General features: G+C 61.8%; 21 protein-coding genes. 9 read left to right on the forward strand and 12 right to left on the reverse strand.

The genetic code is table 11. The features are described 5' to 3' along the window. Positions 1-32: 32 nt before the first annotated feature. From KP701_RS00745 to KP701_RS00760, 4 genes are all read right to left on the reverse strand, one after another. Positions 33-983: an efflux RND transporter periplasmic adaptor subunit gene (locus KP701_RS00745; RefSeq protein ID WP_215745269.1), complete on the reverse strand. Its 951-nt coding sequence runs from the start codon at positions 981-983 to the stop codon at positions 33-35. 52 nt (positions 984-1035) lie between these two features. Continuing rightward, positions 1036-1236 carry a DUF1656 domain-containing protein gene (locus KP701_RS00750; protein WP_011252304.1) on the reverse strand — a complete coding sequence of 67 codons (201 nt, stop codon included), beginning with the start codon at positions 1234-1236 and terminating at the stop codon, positions 1036-1038. Further along, positions 1230-3239: an FUSC family protein gene (locus KP701_RS00755; protein WP_215745270.1), complete on the reverse strand. Its 2010-nt coding sequence runs from the start codon at positions 3237-3239 to the stop codon at positions 1230-1232. The genes KP701_RS00750 and KP701_RS00755 overlap by 7 nt, the downstream gene beginning before the upstream one ends. A 167-nt stretch (positions 3240-3406) precedes the next feature. Beyond that, on the reverse strand, positions 3407-3844 hold the full coding sequence (locus KP701_RS00760) for a hypothetical protein (protein ID WP_062449390.1): 438 nt from the start codon (positions 3842-3844) through the stop codon (positions 3407-3409). Positions 3845-4059: 215 nt separating this feature from the next. On the opposite strand from KP701_RS00760, the gene ykgO reads away from it, so the two are divergent. From ykgO to KP701_RS00775, 3 genes are all read left to right on the forward strand, one after another. Next, positions 4060-4185: a type B 50S ribosomal protein L36 gene (gene ykgO / locus KP701_RS00765; RefSeq protein ID WP_007281615.1), complete on the forward strand. Its 126-nt coding sequence runs from the start codon at positions 4060-4062 to the stop codon at positions 4183-4185. A gap of 17 nt (positions 4186-4202) precedes the next feature. Beyond that, a complete protein-coding gene (locus KP701_RS00770; protein WP_252345307.1) occupies positions 4203-4898 on the forward strand; it encodes a M48 family metallopeptidase in 696 nt (231 codons plus the stop codon). A 91-nt stretch (positions 4899-4989) separates the two neighbouring features. Then, complete coding sequence (locus tag KP701_RS00775; RefSeq protein ID WP_194263932.1) at positions 4990-5232, forward strand: hypothetical protein; 243 nt, start codon at positions 4990-4992, stop codon at positions 5230-5232. 10 nt (positions 5233-5242) lie between these two features. Here KP701_RS00775 and KP701_RS00780 read toward each other — a convergent pair whose 3' ends face one another. Continuing rightward, positions 5243-7483, reverse strand: coding sequence for a primosomal protein N' (locus tag KP701_RS00780; RefSeq protein WP_215745271.1), 2241 nt, complete (start codon positions 7481-7483; stop codon positions 5243-5245). Positions 7484-7516: 33 nt separating this feature from the next. Between KP701_RS00780 and KP701_RS00785 the strand changes: the two genes are divergently transcribed. Together KP701_RS00785 and KP701_RS00790 are read left to right on the forward strand one after the other, a co-directional pair. After that, on the forward strand, positions 7517-8482 hold the full coding sequence (locus KP701_RS00785; RefSeq protein WP_215745272.1) for a tyrosine recombinase XerC: 966 nt from the start codon (positions 7517-7519) through the stop codon (positions 8480-8482). Then, positions 8479-9399 carry a retroviral-like aspartic protease family protein gene (locus tag KP701_RS00790; RefSeq protein ID WP_215745273.1) on the forward strand — a complete coding sequence of 307 codons (921 nt, stop codon included), beginning with the start codon at positions 8479-8481 and terminating at the stop codon, positions 9397-9399. The genes KP701_RS00785 and KP701_RS00790 overlap by 4 nt, the downstream gene beginning before the upstream one ends. A gap of 35 nt (positions 9400-9434) precedes the next feature. On the opposite strand, the gene KP701_RS00795 is transcribed toward KP701_RS00790, so the two are convergent. Then, positions 9435-10271, reverse strand: a complete 837-nt coding sequence (locus tag KP701_RS00795; RefSeq protein WP_215745274.1) for an alpha/beta fold hydrolase — start codon at positions 10269-10271, stop codon at positions 9435-9437. A gap of 97 nt (positions 10272-10368) precedes the next feature. On the opposite strand from KP701_RS00795, the gene KP701_RS00800 reads away from it, so the two are divergent. Next, complete coding sequence (locus KP701_RS00800; protein WP_215745275.1) at positions 10369-10878, forward strand: MerR family transcriptional regulator; 510 nt, start codon at positions 10369-10371, stop codon at positions 10876-10878. Here KP701_RS00800 and KP701_RS00805 read toward each other — a convergent pair. Further along, positions 10875-11567: a type 1 glutamine amidotransferase domain-containing protein gene (locus KP701_RS00805; RefSeq protein WP_215745276.1), complete on the reverse strand. Its 693-nt coding sequence runs from the start codon at positions 11565-11567 to the stop codon at positions 10875-10877. The genes KP701_RS00800 and KP701_RS00805 overlap by 4 nt on opposite strands. Positions 11568-11718: 151 nt before the next feature. On the opposite strand from KP701_RS00805, the gene KP701_RS00810 reads away from it, so the two are divergent. Then, entirely contained in the window at positions 11719-12651 is a 933-nt protein-coding gene (locus tag KP701_RS00810; RefSeq protein WP_215745277.1) for an SDR family oxidoreductase, read from the forward strand. A gap of 99 nt (positions 12652-12750) precedes the next feature. Here the strand turns inward: KP701_RS00810 and KP701_RS00815 are convergent, their stop codons facing one another. The 4 genes from KP701_RS00815 to KP701_RS00830 form a co-directional block, all read right to left on the reverse strand. Further along, positions 12751-13275, reverse strand: a complete 525-nt coding sequence (locus KP701_RS00815) for a hypothetical protein (RefSeq protein WP_215745278.1) — start codon at positions 13273-13275, stop codon at positions 12751-12753. A gap of 72 nt (positions 13276-13347) precedes the next feature. Beyond that, the gene (locus KP701_RS00820; protein WP_305798391.1) at positions 13348-14706 is read right to left on the reverse strand and encodes an ammonium transporter; all 1359 of its coding nucleotides are present in this window, start codon (positions 14704-14706) and stop codon (positions 13348-13350) included. Continuing rightward, positions 14706-15044, reverse strand: a complete 339-nt coding sequence (locus tag KP701_RS00825; protein ID WP_024716650.1) for a P-II family nitrogen regulator — start codon at positions 15042-15044, stop codon at positions 14706-14708. The genes KP701_RS00820 and KP701_RS00825 overlap by 1 nt, the downstream gene beginning before the upstream one ends. Before the next feature lie 147 nt (positions 15045-15191). Then, positions 15192-16415, reverse strand: a complete 1224-nt coding sequence (locus KP701_RS00830) for a mechanosensitive ion channel family protein (protein ID WP_252345308.1) — start codon at positions 16413-16415, stop codon at positions 15192-15194. Positions 16416-17023: 608 nt separating this feature from the next. Between KP701_RS00830 and KP701_RS00835 the strand changes: the two genes are divergently transcribed. Both KP701_RS00835 and cysE read left to right on the forward strand, forming a co-directional pair. After that, positions 17024-18241, forward strand: coding sequence for a UbiH/UbiF/VisC/COQ6 family ubiquinone biosynthesis hydroxylase (locus KP701_RS00835; RefSeq protein ID WP_215745279.1), 1218 nt, complete (start codon positions 17024-17026; stop codon positions 18239-18241). Further along, entirely contained in the window at positions 18238-19020 is a 783-nt protein-coding gene (cysE, locus tag KP701_RS00840; RefSeq protein WP_215745280.1) for a serine O-acetyltransferase, read from the forward strand. The genes KP701_RS00835 and cysE overlap by 4 nt, the downstream gene beginning before the upstream one ends. A gap of 47 nt (positions 19021-19067) precedes the next feature. Here the strand turns inward: cysE and KP701_RS00845 are convergent, their stop codons facing one another. After that, positions 19068-20228 (reverse strand): aldose epimerase family protein, encoded by a 1161-nt coding sequence (locus tag KP701_RS00845; protein ID WP_215745281.1) that lies wholly within the window; start codon positions 20226-20228, stop codon positions 19068-19070.

Genomic DNA, 20228 nt, shown 5'->3' on the forward strand with positions numbered 1-20228 from the left:
AAGCTTCACCAAAAACTTTTATTCCAAAATCCTTATCTGTGTCCGAACAGGTGGCGGATGTCGTCGCCAAAGTGCTGGAAGGCGGCATGGGTGGAGCGATGACGGCGGTTGCCTTCTTCCGACACGACCGTCACGGTGGCCGTCATGCCTGCGGCGAGCGTCAGGTCATCGGGGATCTTGTCAATCTTCACGCGGACCGGGATACGCTGCGCCAGACGCACCCAAGTATAGACCGGGTCCACTTCCGGCAGGCCCTGCTTGTTCACCAGCGCATTATTACTGGCGATACCACGGGTGATGCTCTCGACATGACCGAAAAGCGGGTCGTGATAGCCCATCAGATCCATGCGGACGAGATCACCTTCGTCGAGGTCATGAACCTTGGTTTCCTCGAAATAGCCGTCCACCCAGTAGGAACTGGTGTCGATGATGTGGATGTTGACCACGCCAGCGGTTGCGAAATCACCGGGACGCATGATGAGGTTGGTCACGATGCCGTCGATGGAACTGCGGACTTCCGTTCGTTCAAGATTGATCTCAGCCTGACGTTCGGCAGCCTGCGCCGCATCGTACTGGGCCTGCATCTGCTGGGACAGGGCCTCGTACTGCCGCTTTTCCTCGACGGAGACGGCGGTGCCGGGAATGGCCTTGCGCCACTGGGCCTGAACGACGCGGAATTCCAGATCGGCCTTGCGTTCGGCCACACGGGCTTTGGCGGTATCGAGCGCCACCTTGAAGTCGAACGGATCAATGACATAGAGCACGTCCCCCTTGTGGACGAACTGGTTATCCTTCACCCGCACGTCGAGGATCTGTCCCGACACACGGGGCGCAATGTTGGCGACCTGTGCACGCACCTGTCCGTTCCGGGTCCAGGGAGAGGCCGTGTAGTAATCCCACAGAATGACGACCACGAGAGCCGCCACCACGAGAATGGAGAGCGTGATGGTCAAGCGGATCAGGCGATGGGCACTGGCAAGCACGGGACGGTCACCTTGGTTTCGGAAAAAGGAATTCGAAGCGGGGGTAAAGGGGTCAGAGGATCAGTGTGTAGATACCGATCAGGCAGATCAGGATACCGAACTGGGCCAGTGGCGGATCCCAGACGAAACGCCACAGATCGAACCAGCCCATGATCCAGCGCAGGATGGCCAGCGTCAGAAGCGCCAGCGCCAGATTGATGACGAACGCCGAAACCAGCACGCCATCGAGATCGACAACCTGTGTCATCACCATCGTTTGCGTCCTATTCCATAATGATGCACGGCGGAACGGTTCAGGCGCACCATGGTCCGCACTGCTTCAAGACCACCGATACAGTTGATGATCATGGACTGCTCTTCGCGGATACCGTCGGACAGGCGCTCGAAGAACATGGCCTGAAGTTCGGGAATTTCGGCTTCCAGAAGGCCGAGCCGGTCATGAGCCAGCAGGCGGCGGACATGACGGACCATGGGCCTGAGGCCATGGAGATGCCCCGCCTGATCCAGATAGTGCCGGACGCGGGCGATCGTACTGGAAAAGTCCTCCAGAGCGACGAAGCGGTTGAAGACACGCCGGGAGCGCAGACCGGGATCGTGCATCCGGTCCGTCCACATCAGGAACTGGCTCAGACGTTCGTATTTCCGGCTGAGAAGCGGCGGCCCCATCCGCTCGCCATGCCCGGCAAGCTGCGTCTCCAGATCATAGGCGATAGAAACCGCCAGCCGGAACCGGTGCCGCCGCGCCGTGGGAGGCCAGAGCAGGACCAGCAGCACGAAGGAGAGTACAGCCGCCATCGCATAGAAGGTATTGCGGGTGATGAAGGCCAGGGGGTCGTAATTGTGGTGATTGCCGAGCCCGATGAACACCAGAAAGAACACGCCGTAATTGAAGCCGATGGCGCTCGTTTTCGGATTCATCAGCAACAGGCAGGAAATGACAGTCTGCGGCAAAAGCACCAACGCCAGACCCAGCATGCTTTCAACATGGGGCAGAATCATGAAATCCAGCCACGCTGCCACGAGAATGCCCGCAGGCATGCCAATGATCGCGCCCTTGCCGAACTGCGCCGTATCGATGGCCGTGGACGCCAGCGTCAGAACCAGCGCCGTCTGGGACAGGGCAGTGACAGAGGCCGGGATGCTGGATGCAAGGCAGAGCGCCGCCGCGACGCTGAAGCCCAGCAGAACGCGCATCGCGTTGATGAACGCCGTCACATAGTCCGGATTGCTCTCGAGATGGGCCAGCTTGAGCGCATCGCCCGCCGGGGTGGCGCGCAGAAGCGTGTTCATACCGGTTCGAATGTGCAGACGGTTACTGAGCAGCGTCGAGCAGCGCTCGAAAAACCAGGCTTCCCGCGCCGAAGGGACGAAATCGGGGTCTTCCTTGCGGATGCCGTCCAGAATCGTGTCCATCGTTTCAAGACGTGTTGTGCCGTCCTCGGAGCGCTCGTGCCAGGCCCGGACGTGACGGACCAGAATGTCGGAAATGCCGCCGGTTTCCAGAAGCCATGCGATCGCACGGCTGGTGGTCAGAACCGTCAGCATGCCGATGATGCCCAGCCGCGCTCCCGCCATCCGCAGGCGTCCGCGTTCGACTTCGGTCCGCGCATAGGAAATCTGGGTCATGAGCGCGAGAATCTCGCCGCTCAGCCCGATCATCTCTTCCGGCGTTGCAATCGGTTCGCCCATGATGGCGGACTTGCCGGTCTGCCGCACGCGATGGGACAGCGTCTCCATGGCCGTGGACAGTCTGCGCCAGGCTTCGGGAGAGCCGGAGAGGATGTTCACCACGGCGATGGACGCGACGCCGATGGCGATGTCAGAGGCACGCGCGATGCTGACAGGGTAGATGTTCTGCGGATCATCCATCGTGGGGATGGCCACCAGCGCGACCGTATAGCCTGCCAGAAGCGCCCCATAGGACCGGAAATCGCGCTCCAGCGACCCTACGAACGCACAGGCCGAGATCCAGAGAGCCGCGCCACCCAGAGACAGGGCGCGCTCCTCATTGAACATCGCAACAAGAATGATGGAGACGCTGACGCCCAGCACGGTGCCGGCCAGGCGGTAGAACGCCTTGGACAACGCCTGACCGCGCAAAGGCTGCGCCAGGATCATGACTGTCACGCCCGCACTGGCCGGAGAGTCAAGCTGCGACCAGAAGGCCGTTCCAAGCGCCAGGACAAGTGCAAACCAGGTCCTGAGACTGAACTGGAGCCACCCCGGGCGAAGAACTGACTGTAGTGCCGCGGTCAAGAGCGATACCCCTTACCCGGCACAGACTTCATCAGAAACAGTCCCACGGCCCTCATTACCAGAATCAGACTTCCAACCTTAGGAGCGCTTGCCCGGAAAAGTTAGTCCTCGAATCCTCTGGACATGTTTTGACAGACGGCGTTTTCGCATCTGCGCCGTCCGGGAGACTAGTCTTCCTCGGGCGGGAGAGCGTTGCAGGCCGCAGTCAGCTTGGGATCCGGATGGGCTGTGGCCGTGCGGCAATAGGTTCGGGCATCAGCACCACACATATTCGTGACATCCTCCATTTCCGAGGAAAGAACGTCACGCGCGACGCCAATATCCTGATTGTGTTCGGGATCGATGCCTTCTTCCTTGCTCAGCGCCGTCTGCGCCTGGTGCATCTCCTTGAGCGCGTTGATGCAGGAGTCGCCCGCCGCGTCCGGATTGGTCTGCAGCACCCGGAGGATCTTGTTGATGGCAAAACCCTGCTGGTTAATCGTGGGATCGTCGTCATTGGTCTTGGCCTCGCCATCATCGGCCCGGGCCGCGACAGGGCTGGCGAGGGCGACAGCGAGAGGAAGAAGAGCCAGCAGCAGGGCGGGACGGGAATGGCGCTTGATCATGACTCTTACGTTAGGAGAAAATCCGGACCGGACAAAGACCCTGAACGAGGCTGTTGCAGGTTGTTGCAAACAGGCCGCAGCGAGGAATTCCGCCGCCTGCATGGCTTGCCAGCTTGACTCTGCAGGGCGGGATAGGTAATCGGGGCCATTCTTTCGCGGGCGTTCCGGCCCGCTGTCCGGTCCGCAAGGGCCTTACCCGTCGAGAGCCTGTCACCATGAAGATCCGCAACAGCCTGAAGTCCGCCAAGGTCCGCGACAAGGACTGCCGCGTTGTCCGCCGCCGCGGCCGCGTTTACATCATCAACAAGAAGAACCCGCGCATGAAGGCTCGCCAGGGCTGAACCCCTTGGTCTGCCGGATGACGGATGGACGGCGCTGGCTGATGGCTGGCGCCGTTCTGCTTTGTAGCCCGGCCCTGACTTTTCTGCCAGTTCAGGCTGCACGCGCCGCAGATCCTGCCGCGTCCGGCCCCGCAGCGCCTTCTGCTGCACAGCCTGCCCTTCCCGGCTCCCAGGCGGGAACCGCAAAGGCCACGCCTCCTGCTTCATCGCCCCATCCGCCACGCAAAACGCTCCATGACCGCCTTGTGGATGCGGAAAAGGCTCTCGCCATGGCGGGGAACGAAAAGCAGGCTGGCGAAATCTCCGAACGTGCCGAAGCCCTCCGCAGCCGCGCCCTGACCGGCAGCGTGCAGATGCTCATCAGCGATTCGCATGATGCGCTGGAGAAACATGATTTCCAGCAGGCGCAGGACGATCTGACGGCCGCGATCACGATCCAGCCTGACCAGTCCGTGCTTTACCGTCAGCGCGCCGCCATCCGGCTGGCTGCGGGCGACAGCAACGGGGCCATCGCCGATCTGGGCGTCCAGCTTCAGGCAGATCCCGGCGATCCGACGGCCTGGGGCATGCTTGCGGAAGCGGAACATGAGCGGCATGAGCCCGAGGCTGCTCTCAAGGCCTTCCATCAGATGCTGCTGCTGAATCCGAAATCCCCCGATTCCGACAAACAGCTCAAAACGCTGGAACAGGCCCGGGACGGCCAGCAGGACTGACGCTTCTGGCGGTGTCGACCACCTGTTGCTCTGGCAACCCCTTGTATTGCCGGGTGTTCATCCCCTGATTCCTTTTTTCAGGAGATTTTATATGACAAAGCAGTCCCCCGCCCACGCAACCGCCATCCCCCAGGCCGAAGCCAAGAAGAGCTGCTGCTCCAAGATGAAGACCTGCTGTCAGAAGGCTACGCGCGCCCGCGAAATCGGCCTTGCTGGCATGACGGCCATGGCAACCTTCGGGCCCAAGCGCTTCCGCCCGTATTTCCAGCAGATTCTTGCCGTCATCGCAGTCGTCACCGCCACGGTCGAGTTCTTTCGCAAGCGCAAGGGCTGATTTTTCCGCCCTAAAGGAAGGAAATGGGGTCGATATCGATATCGACCTTTGCTCCCCCGGTAGGTTTGATATCCCCAAGCCACTGACGCAGGATCGGCTGTACGGCGATGCCGCGCATCGTCCGCAAGAGTAACCGCCTGCGATGCCGTCCGCGCAGGACGGCGAGCGGCGCCGGAGCCGGTCCCAAGACCTGCACCCCTTCCCGCTCCGGTGCGGAAAGTGCAATCTCTCTCGCCAGCGCATCTGCCGCTTCTGCACTTGGTGCGCTCACGATCAGGGCGGCCAGCCGTCCATAAGGCGGCCAGAAGGATGGGCGTCTCTGTTCGGATTCCTGCTCCATGAAGGTCTGGAAATCGTTGGAAACCAGCGCTGTCATGACGGGATGCTCCCCCACATAGCTCTGAAGCAGCACGCGCCCGCGATGCTCAGCCCGCCCCGCACGGCCCGCCACCTGATGCAGAAGCTGCACCGTCCGCTCCGCCGCACGCAGATCCCCACCGCCCAGCCCCAGATCGGCATCGACCACACCCACGAGCGTCAGCTTGGGGAAATGCCAGCCCTTGGCAACGATCTGCGTGCCGATGATGAGGTTGACCTCACCATCGGAAATTTTCCGGACCGCTTCCGCCGTGGCCGCCGGAGAACCGAGCGTATCAGACGACATCACCAGCAGTTTCGCGTCCGGGAACCGTAGCTTCGCCTCTTCCGTAATGCGTTCGATCCCCGGCCCGATGGGCACGAGGGAGTTCTCCGCGTGACATTCCGGGCAATCCTTCGGAATGCGCTCAGTATGGCCGCAGTGATGGCACGTCAGAATGCCCCGAGCCCGATGCTCCACCAGCCAAGCCGAGCAGTTCGGACACTGCATCCGGTGCCCGCACGCCCGGCAGAGCGTCAGCGGCGCATAGCCGCGCCGGTTGAGGAACAGCATGGCCTGCTCCCCCTTCTCCAGCGTCTCGTCGATGGCGGTGCAGAGCTTGGGCGACAGAAACAGGCCGCGTTCCGGTGGATCGGCCCGCATATCCACGAGTGAAACATCCGGCAGGGTCGCCCCCCCATGCCGCGCGGTCAGAAGTTCATGCCGGTAACGACCGCTCTCCACATTCGCGAGCGTTTCGAGCGATGGCGTGGCGGAAACGAGAATGGCCGGCGCATCCGCCAGACGGGCGCGGACAACCGCCATGTCCCGGCCATGATACATGACGCCCTCTTCCTGCTTGAAGGCGCTTTCATGCTCCTCGTCCACCACGACGAGGCCCAGATCGGAAAACGGCAGAAACAGAGCCGAGCGGGCACCGACTACAACACGAGCGCTGCCTTCCGCCACCGCACGCCATGTCTCGCGCCGCCGTTTGGCCCCGAGATCGGAATGCCAGACAGCCGGTTCGGCCCCGAAACGCCGGATGAAACGGTCCGTCCACTGGGCGGAAAGCGCGATTTCCGGCAGCAGGACCAGAACCTGCTTGCCTTTGGCCAGACAGGCCGCCACAGCCTCGAAATAGACCTCCGTCTTGCCCGATCCGGTCACGCCTTCCAGCAGCGTGACCTGAAACCGCCCGGCCTCGACGGGCCCGCAGAGTTCCTGCGCGACCTCAGCCTGTTCTTCGGAGAGCTTCGGTGCACCATGGCTCGGGTCCGGCGTTGCGAATGGGACCGCCACGGCGATAACGGCTTCGCGCAGCAGACCAGCAGTGGCCAGACCACGGATCACGGCGGCACTTGCCCCACTTCGGGAACCCAGTTCGGCAGTCGTCATGGGTGTGGACGAAGCAAAATTGAGGACGGACCGACGGGCCGGCGTGATGCGCAGATCGCCTTCCGGCATTTCCGTCCGTACCCAGCCCAGAGCGGGTCTGGGCGCATCCTTCAGATGGATACGCGTCGCCATCGCCAGCACCAGACCCGGCGGGGTCAGCGTATAGGCGGCAACCCAGTCGATGAAGCGGCGCAGGCTCTGAGGAAGAGGCCGAACATCCAGCTTTCCCGCCACGGGACGCAGACGCGCAAGCGGAACTTCACGGCCGACCGGCAAGGCAAAATCGGCAGGCAGGGTGCGATCGGTTTCCCAGACACAACCCACGGTTTCGCGTCGGCCCAGCGGGACCGTGACGAGTTCTCCGGGCTCAAGCGGCATAGGGGCGAGGTAATCGAGCGGCCCCGGAAAAGGCAGCGGCACGAGCACCGAAACGCGCGTTCCGGCGGAAGATGGCTTTCGCCACGGGGCAGGCTTGGATAGGCTGTTGGATGCCATGACCGTATCTAACCTCCCACGCTCCGAAATGCCATGACGGCCACAGTAATGGCGCTCGATGCCCTGCGGGACTGGACCGAATGGCTGACACATGAAAGGCGTTCGAGCCCACGTACGGTCGAAGCCTACCGGCACGATATCCTGCTGGCGTTGACGTTTTTTCAGCAGCATCTGGGCGCCGAGGTGACATTGGCGGACCTGGGAAAACTCTCACTCGCGGACCTGCGCGCCTGGCTCGCCCATGAAACGGCCCGCAGCGAACAGCCAACCCGCCGCACAACCAGCGCCGATTCGCGGGCACGCTCGCGGGCGCGGCATGTCTCCGCATTGCGGTCGTTCTTCCGGTATCTGGGCCTGCGGCATGACCTCTCCAATCCCGCGCCCTCCCTGCTCGCCACGCCACGCACCAAAAAGCGCCTGCCGCGTCCTCTCGGGGAAGACGCCGCCCGCGCGGCGGCAGAAGGTATTTCCGACGATGCCGAAACCAGTCTGGCCGCGTTGCGGGACCGCGCGCTGTTCACGCTGCTTTATGGCACCGGACTGCGGATTGGCGAGGCGCTGTCGCTCAATATCCGCGATCTGAACAATGCGGGGCACAACATGCTCCGGGTGGTCGGCAAGGGTGGCAAGGAACGGCTCGTGCCCCTGCTTCCGGCAGTGATCGAGGCCCTGGAGAGCTGGAAAGCAGCCCATCCGTCCCCCACTCCCGATGCGCCACTGTTCTGCGGGGTACGCGGCGGACGGCTTAATCCCGGCGTGGCCCAGCGCGCCATGCGGACCTGGCGCAAGGGCGAAGGCCTGCCAGATTCCGCAACGCCCCATGCCCTGCGCCATTCCTTCGCGACCCATCTAATGGAAGGCGGGGCCGACCTGCGCACCATTCAGGAACTGATGGGCCATGCCAGCCTCTCCACGACGCAGGCCTATACGCTGGCGGACGAGAAACACCTGCTGGATGTCTGGCGCAAAGCCCATCCCCGGGCGGGTCAGGAGTCATGAGGCACCTTCTGCCAGCCGCCCTGATCCTGGGCATGGCGCTGTGCGCGACAGCGGTTCATGCCGCCCCCGTCTGCGAGATGAGCCGCGCCGTCGTACTGCCACTTCGCGATGACGGGGGGTATCTGAGCGTGTCCGTCACGGTGAACGGCCGAGCGGCCTCGATGATCGTGGATACGGGCTCGGAAGGAAGCCTCATGACGCCGGCCGGCGTTTCCGCCCTGCGCCTGCCGACCGATCCCGAACACCGGACGATGATGCAGGGCCCCAATGGTAGTCCGCGCCTGGTACCGAACGTCCGGATTCAGGATCTCCGGCTTGGTACGCATCCTGCGGCGGAGCTTCCCCTTGGCCCCGGGACGATGGCCGTCGGGATGCTCCCGGGTTCGCCGATGATCACGCCCCCCGTTCTGGGTCTGCTCGGGGCGGATGTTCTGGCGGATTACGATCTGGAATTCGATGTCCCACACCAGCGCCTGACTTTATGGACCATCCGTCTGGGCTCCCGTCTGTGTCAGCAGCCCCCTGCCTGGACCGGGCACTGGACGACCACGCCCGTACACCGGCAATCCGGACGCCTGAGCGTGGCTTTCACGCTGGACGGCCTAGGGGGCACGGCCCTTCTGGACAGCGGTGCGCGCTCACATATCGTGAGTACGGATTTCGCTCATCGCCTGGGCCTGACTGACGACCAGCTCGCGCTCGACCCGGGTGGCCTGACCGCGGGCGTGGACATGAAGGAGCGCGAGTACCACTGGCACCATTTCGGGCGCCTGGAACTGGGCGGTACCGTCTGGACACGACCGGTCCTGACAGTCGCCCCGGTTCACGATCAGGCAGACATGCTGCTGGGCTCGGACTGGTTCGCCCATCACGAGATCTGGCTGTCCTACGCCACGAAGCAGCTTTTCTTCCGGTAAAGCCACAAAGCCTTCACCTGCCCAAGGTACATGCTTTATCGGGTAATAAACGCCAGAATATCGGCGTTGATGATGTCTGCATGTGTCGTATGCATGCCATGCGGATAACCGGGATAGATTTTCAGCGTGCTGTCCTGAAGCAGCCTGTCCTGAAGGACAGCCGCGTTCTGGTAAGGCACGACCTGATCATCATCGCCCTGCAGCACAAGCACCGGCACGGTGATGGCCTTCAGATCCTCGGTCTGGTCCGTTTCGGAGAAGGCTCTGATACCCTCGTAATGGGCCTTGGCGCTGCCCATCATGCCCTGACGCCACCAGTTGCGGATCGTGCCTTCGGAAACTTCTGCTCCCGTGCGGTTGAAGCCGTAGAACGGTCCGGTAGGAACATCGAGAAAGAACTGTGCCCGATTGGTTGCCAGTCCGGCCCTCAATCCATCAAGAACTTCGATCGGAGCACCTTCAGGGCTTCGCTCTGTTTGTACCATCAGAGGGGGCACTGCGCTGATAAGCACAGCTTTGGCAACGCGCCCCTGAGGTTGGCCATATTTTGCGACGTAGCGGGCCACCTGTCCGCCGCCTGTTGAATGGCCGACATGGATGGCGTTTTTCAGATCGAGATGTTCCACAACGGCCGAGGTGTCGGCCGCGTAATGGTCCATGTCATGACCGTCACTCACCTGTGCCGACCTTCCGTGACCGCGACGGTCATGCGCGATGACGCGAAATCCCTTGCTCAGGAAGAACAGCATCTGCGCGTCCCAGTCATCGGCACTCAGCGGCCAGCCATGATGAAAAACAATCGGCTGGGCATCCTTCGATCCCCAGTCCTTATAGAAAATCTCTACACCGTCAGATGTGGTGACAAAGGACATGATACGCCTCCTGGCTGATCAATAACGGGATACTGGTCAGAACCTAACCTTGAAGCTAACTTCAAGGTCAAGCTGCGTTCATGACCGGAGGTAAATCGTGAAGATTGGAGAACTGGCACAGCAAAGCGGACTTACGCCCTCGCGCATCCGCTTCTATGAGCAGATTGGCCTCCTGAAGGCGGTCGGGCGTCGTCCCAACGGATACCGGACCTATCCACCGCAGGCCGTGATGATCCTGGGTCTTATCATTACGGCGCAGCGGGCCGGGTTTACGCTGGACGAAATCCGCACCCTGCTACCCTCTGATCTGACGCACTGGGATCATGCTGCGCTGATGGATGCCCTGACACGCAAGATTGCGGATATCGAAGCGCTGCAGGTACGCCTGACCCAGAGCAGAGCGCATCTGCTTCGTCTGATTGAGGATATTCAGGCGCGCCCCGACGACATGGACTGTGCAGCCAATGCACATCGTGTCCTGACGAATATGCTTGCGGAAAACCCTGAAGCCCTCGACGTCACATCAGGCGATATCCGCCTTCTGGATACGAAGGACCGCCGTCAGTCGCTCAGCCCTAGCCGCCGCAAAAAGACGGCACCCCGTTAAGCCCCATCCAGAAGCGCCACGACTTTCTTGGCCGTCGCCCTGGCAGAAAAGGGGTTCTGCCCTGTGACCAGCCGTCCGTCGGTCACGACATGGGACATGAATGGCAGGAGTGCCTTTTCGTAAATCGCCCCCCGTGCCTTCACTTTCGCTTCCGCATTATAAGGCACTTCGCGCACAACACCCGCCAGTCTTTCCTCGGTCCATGAAAAACCGGTGATCTTTCGGCCGGAGACCAGAAAAGAACCGTCCGCACGCCGGATGTTCAGAAGCCCGCAATATCCATGACAGACAGCGGATACGATGCCGCCCTTCTCCCAGATCGCGCTGGTGATGGCCTGAAGACCGTCACTGTCCGGGAAGTCCCACATCACGCCGTGACCACCGGTGAAGTAGATCGCGTCATAATTCTCGGGCCGCACGTCATCAGGGCTTTGCGTAGAGTCCAGCAAAGCCATTCCTGCGGGATCGTTCAGCCATGCCCTGGCCGACTGATCGCACATGGGCCATTTCAAAGCCTTGGGCTCAAGCGGAACCTTCCCGCCTCGAGGACTGACAATATGCTGTTCAAACCCCCTGGCGGCGAACACATCCCAGGCATGTGTCAGTTCCGACAGCCACAATCCGGTAGGATGAGCAGGATTGTCGAAATGAGCGACGTTGGTGGCAACGTGAAGGATACGGCGGTTCATGACTGGCCCCTTTCGTGTGGCAGGGTACTCAAACACCCATCCTGTAACGTTCGATCCTGGCTGAAGGTCAATCTCCTGTTTGACCTTAAATCTGACTCGAACGTTAAGCTGCATATCCCTCATCTGTCAGACAACGCAGAGGCTAAGACATATGCAAACAATTCTTGGCGCGAACGGTCAGATCGCCACCGAACTGGCGCAGAGCCTGCATCATGATCATACGCGTGACCTGCGTCTGGTGAGCCGCAATCCCCGCAAGGTCAATGAAGACGATGCTGTTATGGCTGCGGACCTGATGGACGTCCGACAGACCACCGAAGCGGTGAAAGGCAGCGACATCGTCTATTTCACAGCTGGTCTGCCTCCGGACAGCAAACTCTGGGAAGACCGGTTTCCCATCATGCTGAAGAATGCTTTGCAGGCCTGCCGGACTGCTGGCGCGAGCTTTGCCTATTTCGACAATACCTACATGTATCCGCAGGACAGTCAGCTTCAGACGGAAGAAACCCGCTTCGCGGCCGTTGGCCGGAAAGGTCGGGTCCGCGCCGCAATGGCCTCCATGGTGCTGGAAGAAATGGCGCGGGGAGACATTCCCGTGCTCATCGCCCGCGCACCGGAATTCTATGGTCCGGGGAAAACACAGAGCTTCACCAATGCCCTGATCATCGACAGGCTGAAAACCGGAAAAAGGCCTCTGGTTCCTGTCCGTGACGATACACGCCGCACTCTCATCTGGACGCCGGATGCAAGCCGTGCGCTGGCAATGCTGGGCAATACACCGGCTGCTTTCGGGCAGACCTGGCACCTGCCATGCTGTGATGATCGGCCGACCTATAAGACATTTGTCGCCATGGCGAGCAGAGTTTTCGGACGGACGCCTTCCTATTCGCTCCTCGGAAAGTGGCCGCTGATCATGGCGGGCATTTTTTCAAAGCAGATACGGGAGATCAGGGAACTGCTCCCGCGTTATGAACAGGACAATCTTTTTGATTCAGCGAAATTCAAGCGTCATTTTCCGGAATTTTCTGTCACGACGTATGAAAAAGGGCTGGAACTGATCGGGAGGGAGCGGAAAGACAGATAACGCCTTCCGTTCCTCTCCAACAGCCATGCTGATGAGACGTATGATCAAATAAAAAAGGCCCCTTCCCGAAGGAAGGAGCCTTTTTTTGAAAAGCGGCGCTCATTCACCCTTGAGGCGTGAATTGCACTGCGACCAGTAGCCGCCGCCCTTCTGGATCCATTTCAGCGAACCGTTTCCGCCGTTCGCCTTGTTGGCGTTGTACTGGGCCACGCAGGTCTTCTGACGGGCCCTGCCAGCGGAGAGCTTGCTGAACTCCGGCGAGATGGCCGTCGGGAACACGACATTGCCAGACGAAGCAACCGCGGCCTTGGGTGCGATAGGAGCCTTTGTCGCGGCAGGAGAAGAGTCCGACGCTGCGGCGCTGGTTGAAGCAGCGGGGGTTGCCGCAGCGGTCGGGGCAGTTTCAGCCGCGGCGGCCGGAGCGGCGGCAGCCTTGGTCGTTTCGCCACAGCTGGCAGCCTTGAAGGCCTTGTAGGACTGGCCGTTCAGGGAACCGTTCTGCTTGGCCGTCTTGAATGCAGCGTGGCATTCCTTGGCCGTCATGGCATGCGCGGGGGCAACGCTCAGCCCGGCGGCCAGAAGTGCCGCGAGGGAGAGGCCGGAAAAGGCTTTTGTAAACGTCATACAGAAAGAACCTTCATTCTGAAATCGGCGGGAGAAAACAGCCCCCGCAGCGTAACCGCCCGATGGGCGCAGTCAGTTGATGCGCTCACCATGCAGAACCATGTCGAGACCTTCAAGCTCCTCTTCCGGCGAGACCCGCAGGCCCATCACCAGATCCAGAACCTTCAGGATCAGCGTCGTCATGATAACACACCAGACCACGGTCACACCCACGGCCTCTGCCTGTGCAATCACCTGATGGACGCTGGCAACCGTCCCTTCGGGGTTGGAAGCCGAGGCGGATAGTGGACCATAGGCGAAAGCACCGGTCAGGATGGCGCCGATGATGCCGCCCGTACCGTGAACGCCGAACGCATCGAGACTGTCATCATAATTGAAGCGGTGCTTGAGCCAGGTGGCGCTCCAGAAGCATCCCGCACCGGCGATCAGACCGATGAGGACCGCGCTGCCCGGCAGGACGAACCCTGCGGCCGGCGTGATGGCGACCAGACCGGCCACCGCACCCGAGATGATGCCCAGAGCCGTTGGCTTGCCCGTGCGCGCCCATTCGACGACCATCCAGGCCACGCCGCCCGCTGCCGCAGCGACCTGCGTCGTCAGCATGGCCATGCCCGCACGGCCATTGGCGCCCAGTGCGGAGCCGGCGTTGAAGCCGAACCAGCCAACCCAGAGCAGGGATGCGCCGATGATGGCGTAGGTCAGGTTGAACGGAGACAGGTCTTCGGTCCCAAGGCCCTTGCGGCGCCCGAGAACGATCGCGCAGACCAGACCGGCCACACCGGAATTGATGTGCACGACCGTACCACCGGCGAAGTCCACCGCACCAAGCCCTGCGACCCAGCCCGTCGGGCTCCAGACCCAGTGCGCAACCGGCGCATAGACCAGCAGCAGCCAAGCCACCGTGAAGACACACATGGAGGAGAACTTCATGCGCTCCGCATAGGCGCCGGTGATGAGCGCCGGGGTGATGACGGCAAACGTCATCTGGAACATCATGTAGACGCTCTCGGGGATCGTCATCGGCACGGCAGCGGGCGTGCCCGCACCGAGTGTGAAGGCGGAATCAACACCTTCATGGAAGTTGTCCGCCACACCCCGCAGCAGAACGCGGGACAGATCCCCGATCCAGGGCGATCCGGTCGCGAACGCCAGACTGTAGCCCGCGACCATCCAGACCAGACTGCCGATGCAGCAGATCATGAAGGACTGGATCAGCGTCGCCAGTACGTTCTTCTTACGGACCATGCCGCCATAGAACAGCGCCAGACCAGGAATGGTCATCATCAGCACAAAAGCCGTGCTGACGAGCATCCAGGCCGTATCACCCGTATCGATAGGTGCGGCGGCCGGAGCCGCCTGAGCGAGCGCAGGGAGAATGGCGGTGCCGGCTGCGATGGAAAACGCGGCGCGCTTCAGCGCACAGGCGGCCATCAGAGAGCGCCCTCGCCGGTTTCTCCCGTACGGATCCGGATAAGCTGGTCGAGGCTGGAGACCATGATCTTGCCGTCACCGATCTTGCCGGTGCGGGCTGCGGTCATGATGGCCTCGATCACGTCCTCGGCGATCGTGTCGGAAACAGCGACCTCGATCTTGAGCTTGGGCAGGAAGCTGACGTGGTACTCGGCACCGCGGTAGATTTCGGTCTGGCCCTTCTGGCGGCCAAAACCCTTGACCTCGGTAACAGTCAGGCCCTGCACCCCAAGCGGGGTCAGGGCTTCGCGGACGTCATCAAGCTTGAACGGTTTGATGATGGCAGTAACGAGCTTCACGAACGGCATATCCTCGTTGCGGTCTGGCAATCTGTATCAGAGTATGCCCCAGATCATGCCAGTCTCATAATGATATTGGCAGACCGCCCATGCCGTTTTCGCCGAAATTTTCCTGAACGCGGGATGCTGTTGCCCAAACGCGTCTCCTCAGGAGCGTCCGGACGTCGCTGCGGGAGGAGAAGCCGGCATGTCCGGGCCGCGATAGGGGCCATCCTGCGGACGGTTGACCGGTGGGGCGACCAGATTATCCGGCCAGGGGTTCTGGTCCGGCGTCCCGGAGACAATGGCAGTGCGGCCACGCGGCAGACATTCCGGCATTTCCGTGCGCAGACGGCGCAGCATGCGCTCACGGATGTCGCAGCCCAGATTCCACATCCCGTTCGCATCCGCAGCACCCGCGATCAGCCGGATGGAAATGACCTGTGCATTGCTGTCCGCGATCTGGCAGCCGATGGAGGTCTTGTCCTGATCCCAGTCCGGGCACTTGGCGAGTTCCTCGAAATAGATCTCCCGCAGGCGTTCGACCGGCGTCTGATAGTCCAGCCACAGGAACAGCGAACAGATCAGAGACGGTGAGCTGTGCGTCCAGTTCTGGAACGGATTTTCAAGGAAGTACGAGATCGGCACGATGTAACGGCGGCGGTCCCAGGTGCGCAGGACGACATAGGTCGCGTTGATTTCCTCAACCCAGGCCCAGTCCCCGTTCAGGATAAGCATGTCTTCCATGCGGATCGGCTGGGTCACGGCAATCTGGATGCCTGCAATCAGGTTCGACAGGGCCGGACGGGCGGACAGACCGACGATCAGGGAAGCAGCACCGGCGGACGCAAACAGCGAGACGCCGAATTTCTGCACCGAATGGAACACCATCAGCGAGGACGCGACCGTCAGCACGCCGAACGAGATCTCAATCAGCCGCCGCAGGACGCGGATCTGCGTCTGGTGCGAACGCGCGGTGATGTCGTCCGTGTGTTCCTTGGCCGTGATGCGATTAAGGTACTGATCCGTCAGCAGACGGAACGTCTTGATGATGCCGAAACCGAGATTGAGGATGAACAGGCACAGGAACGCCTGTTCCAGAAAGGTCATCGTCGCGGAGGTGAAGCCGGTCGTGGCCTGAAGGGCGGCACTGGCCGCGATGATCATCAGGAAGTTACGGATGGTCGTCCGCAGGCGCGCGATGATCGCATGAATGAACTGGATGCGGCGCAGGCCCGGCAGCCGTGGCAGGGCTTCCGTAATGACACGGCTGAACAGCAGCGCAATTCCCGCCGCCAGAAGCAGCAGGAGGATCGAACCCAGCGGAGCGGGAAGCCAGCTCAGAAGATTCCCGACCCGGCTCATGGAATTGACGTAGGAATGTTCGATCATGCGCTGTTCGGTGCCCTTTCCTCTGCATATTCAAAGTCTGTCCCTTCCCGGCACGCTGTCAGGAAAGGGAGATGTGCGGCAGAGGCTCAGGCCTTTCTTCCGCGGACGGTCATGCTGACGCAGGACAGAACATCAGGGGGAATGAATTGTTCCCTGCCTTCCGGGCATCATGCGAAATTACCGGAAGAAAAATTTCTCCCGCAGGATGACAGTGAAGCACAGCAATGGCTACCTGAGTAAAATTTTCTTGGCGCGGACGCTTTCGGCATCATGATTGACTTCGAAAAACCGTACCTCCCGTCGCCTCTCTTTAACGCTATAGTTTGCAGATTTCCGGAGTGCCCATGGGTTATGACCTCAGTATTACCCGAGCCCCATCTGGACAGGACGCACGGGCCGTAGCCTGACGCTGGAAGAACGGTTTGACGTCATCCAGCGCGATGAAGAGCTCTGCTTCGCCCTCTCCTCAGACCCTCGGAAGTCTCCGGCCCGCCTGTTTCATCGGGCCGCTCTGGCATTGCTGCAGTTGAAGCTGGCGCGCTGCGGGTCGTAACGCGCGCCGCCCCCTTCCGCTCAAACCGTCGCAGGAGTAGGACAGGGGCAGGGAGATGAGTACGATGAAAAAAACCCATTACGACCTCTGCATCAACGGTGCCGGCCCCGTGGGCGCCACGCTGGCGTGTCGTCTGGCGGCAGAGGGCGTGCGCGTCCTGCTCATCGACCGCAGTGCCCTGCCCGGCATGGAAGATCCTGCCCTGGACGGCCGGGCCTATGCCATCGCAGAAGGCTCTCGCCGGATGCTGGCGGACGCAGGCATTTGGGACAATCTGCCCAACGTGGCCCAGCCAATCCATGAGATCCTCGTGGCGGACGGGCGCCCGCATGAGGCCCCGTCCCCGCTGACCTTGCATTTCGGCCCCGAAGACGCCCCCGAAGGCCAGAGCTTTGGCTGGATGGTCGAGGCACGGGACCTTCGACTGGCGATCAACCGGACGCTGAAGCAGTATGACAGCCTTGATGTGCTGGCGCCGGATCTGGGGAGCTTCACGTTCCATCCGGATCATGTCTCCATCCGTCTGGCCTCCGGGAAAACCGTCACGGCCAAGCTGGCCGTAGCCGCGGAAGGGCGTCGCTCCCCGCTGCGCCGTCAGGCACGGATTGGCCTGACCAAGATCCCCTATAATGAATACGGCATCGTCGCGACGATCGCCCATGAAAAGCCGCATCATGGCGTGGCGCTCGAATATTTCCTGCCGGAAGGGCCGTTTGCACGCCTACCCATGCCCGGCACGACCGAACACCCGCACCGCTCCGCCATTGTCTGGGCCGAAGGCGAAGGCCGCGCCCAGCGTTTCCATGCCCTGCCGGACGAAATCTTCGGACGCGAGATCAAGGCCCGCATGGCGGATGAGGATCTGGGTGAGATCATCCCGGTCGGACGCCGCTGGATCTATCCGCTCTCGGCCCAGTACGCCCAGAGCTATATCGGCCCGCGTCTGGCGCTGGCCGGTGACGCCGCGCACGGCATCCATCCGATCGCAGGGCAAGGCCTGAACATCGGCTTCCGGGACGTGATTTCACTCGCTGACCTGCTGATCGAGGCCCACCGGAACCGCAAGGATATGGGCAGCCGCGAGCTTCTGGTCCGCTATCAGCGCCGCACGCGGCCGGGCAACATGGCCATGCTCGCCGCAACGGATGCGCTCGAGCGCCTGTTCGGCAACGACAATCCCGTCCTGCGCCGTCTGCGCGATATCGGCATTGCGGGCGTCCAGCGCTTTCCCGCCCTGCGCCGGGCCTTTGTACGAAAGGCCATGGGCGTATGATGGGAGCGGCCGAGGAGACCTCCATTACCGACAGGTCATCGGACCTCGTGGCCTTCTGGAAGGACATGCAGTCCCAGGCATGCAGCTGCCATGACCCACTGATTCAGGATGTCTTTTCCACCAATATCGGCGATCATCCGGATTTTGCATCCGCACTGGCCTCCCTGCTGGGCACCAAACTTGCGGACCGCTCCATCCCCGCGACGACGATCACCCGCCTCGTCGCCTCAATCCTGAGTGCCGAGCCCGACATCGCGGAAGCGGCAGCAGCAGATATTCTCGCGACCTATGACCGCGATCCGGCGTGCCCGGACCTCGTCACGCCGTTTCTGTTCTTCAAGGGATGGCAGGCGCTTCAGGCCTACCGGATTTCGCACCATCTCTGGACGAAAGGCCGCCAGCATCTGGCGCATCATTTCCAGAGCCGGATCAACGAACTCTTCGCCATCGACATCCACCCTGCCGCCCGTCTCGGACGGCGGCTGAGCATCGATCATGGAACGGGAATTGTCATTGGCGAAACCAGCATCGTCGAGGACGACGTCTCGCTGTTTCAGGATGTCACGCTGGGCGGCACGGGCAAGCTCAGCGGCAACCGTCACCCCATCGTGCGTCGCGGGGCCATGATCGGCGCCGGAGCCAGAATCCTCGGGCGCCTCGTCATCGGAGAGTATGCGCGGATCGGCGCGGCCTCCGTGGTGCTGGAAGACATCCCTGCCTATGCCACTGCCGTCGGGAACCCGGCACGGATCGTGGGCACCACGCCCCGGCCAGCCTGACCTACATTTCAGGGGCCGGAGCCTGCGCCCCGGCCCCCTGAGAGCTGTTACTTGTTCGAGAACTTGAACGTCGTCGTGTAATCGAAGGTCTGGCCCGGCTTCAGTTCGGTCGTAGGGAAAGACGGGTGGTTCGGGCTGTCGGGATAGTGCTCGGCCTCGAACGCAATCGCGTCGCCCTGACGATAGGCATGACCGGACACACCGGCATAGCCGCCATCCAGCGAGTTGGACGTATAGACCTGCAGTCCCGGCTGGTTCGTCAGGATCTCCATGCTGCGGCCCGAACGCGGATCATAGACCTTGCCCGCCAGACGCGGCGCCTGACCGTAAGGCCCGTTGACGACCCAGTTCATGTCATAGCCACGCGCGTACATCATCTGCGGATCGTTGCTGCGCAGACGGTCCCCGATGACGGTCGGCTTGCTGAAATCGAGCGGCGTGCCGGCGACAGGCGCGATCTGGCCGGTCGGGATGGACGTTGCGTCCGTCGGCGTGAAGCCATCGGCGTTGATCTGAAGCACTTCCGGCTCGATGGAGCCCGAGCCTTCGCCGTTCAGGTTCCAGTAGCTGTGGTTCGTCAGGTTCAGAACCGTCGGTGCGTCGGTCGTGGCGACATAATGCAGCGACAGGGCATTATCCGTGCCAAGCGTATAGGTCACATGCGTCGTCAGCTTGCCAGGAAAGCCCTGATCCCCGTCCGGGCTGACCAGCTTGAGCGTCAGATACGCACCGCTGGCATTGGTGCCGGTCTTTTCGATCGTCCAGACGTTCTTGTCGAAACCCTTCTTACCGCCATGCAGGGCATTCGGCGGAGCCGTCACGTCGGTGTGATAGATCTTGCCTTCAACGGGAAAATTACCGCCCGCGAGACGGTTGGCGTAGCGGCCGATAATGGCGCCGAAGAACAGGCCGCCCTTGGCGCTGTCGACCGTGTAGCCCTTCAGGTTGTCGAAGCCGAGAACCACGTCCTGAACATGCCCCTCGCGGTCCGGCGTCTCGACGGACTGGATGATGCCGCCATAGGTGATGACGCGGGCCGTCGTGCCGAGGCCGTTCTTCAGGGTCACGATCCGCACGGGCTTGCCGTCCGGCGTGGTGCCCCAGGGCTGGCTTGCAACGGTGGGATGCGCCTGTGCCACACCGACGCCTACGGAGAGGGCCGCGACAGTCGCAAGAAGCGCGCTTCTGGAGCTGAAGAATCTGGACAT

This window comes from Gluconobacter sp. P1C6_b (assembly GCF_018811945.1).
GTDB lineage: Bacteria > Pseudomonadota > Alphaproteobacteria > Acetobacterales > Acetobacteraceae > Gluconobacter.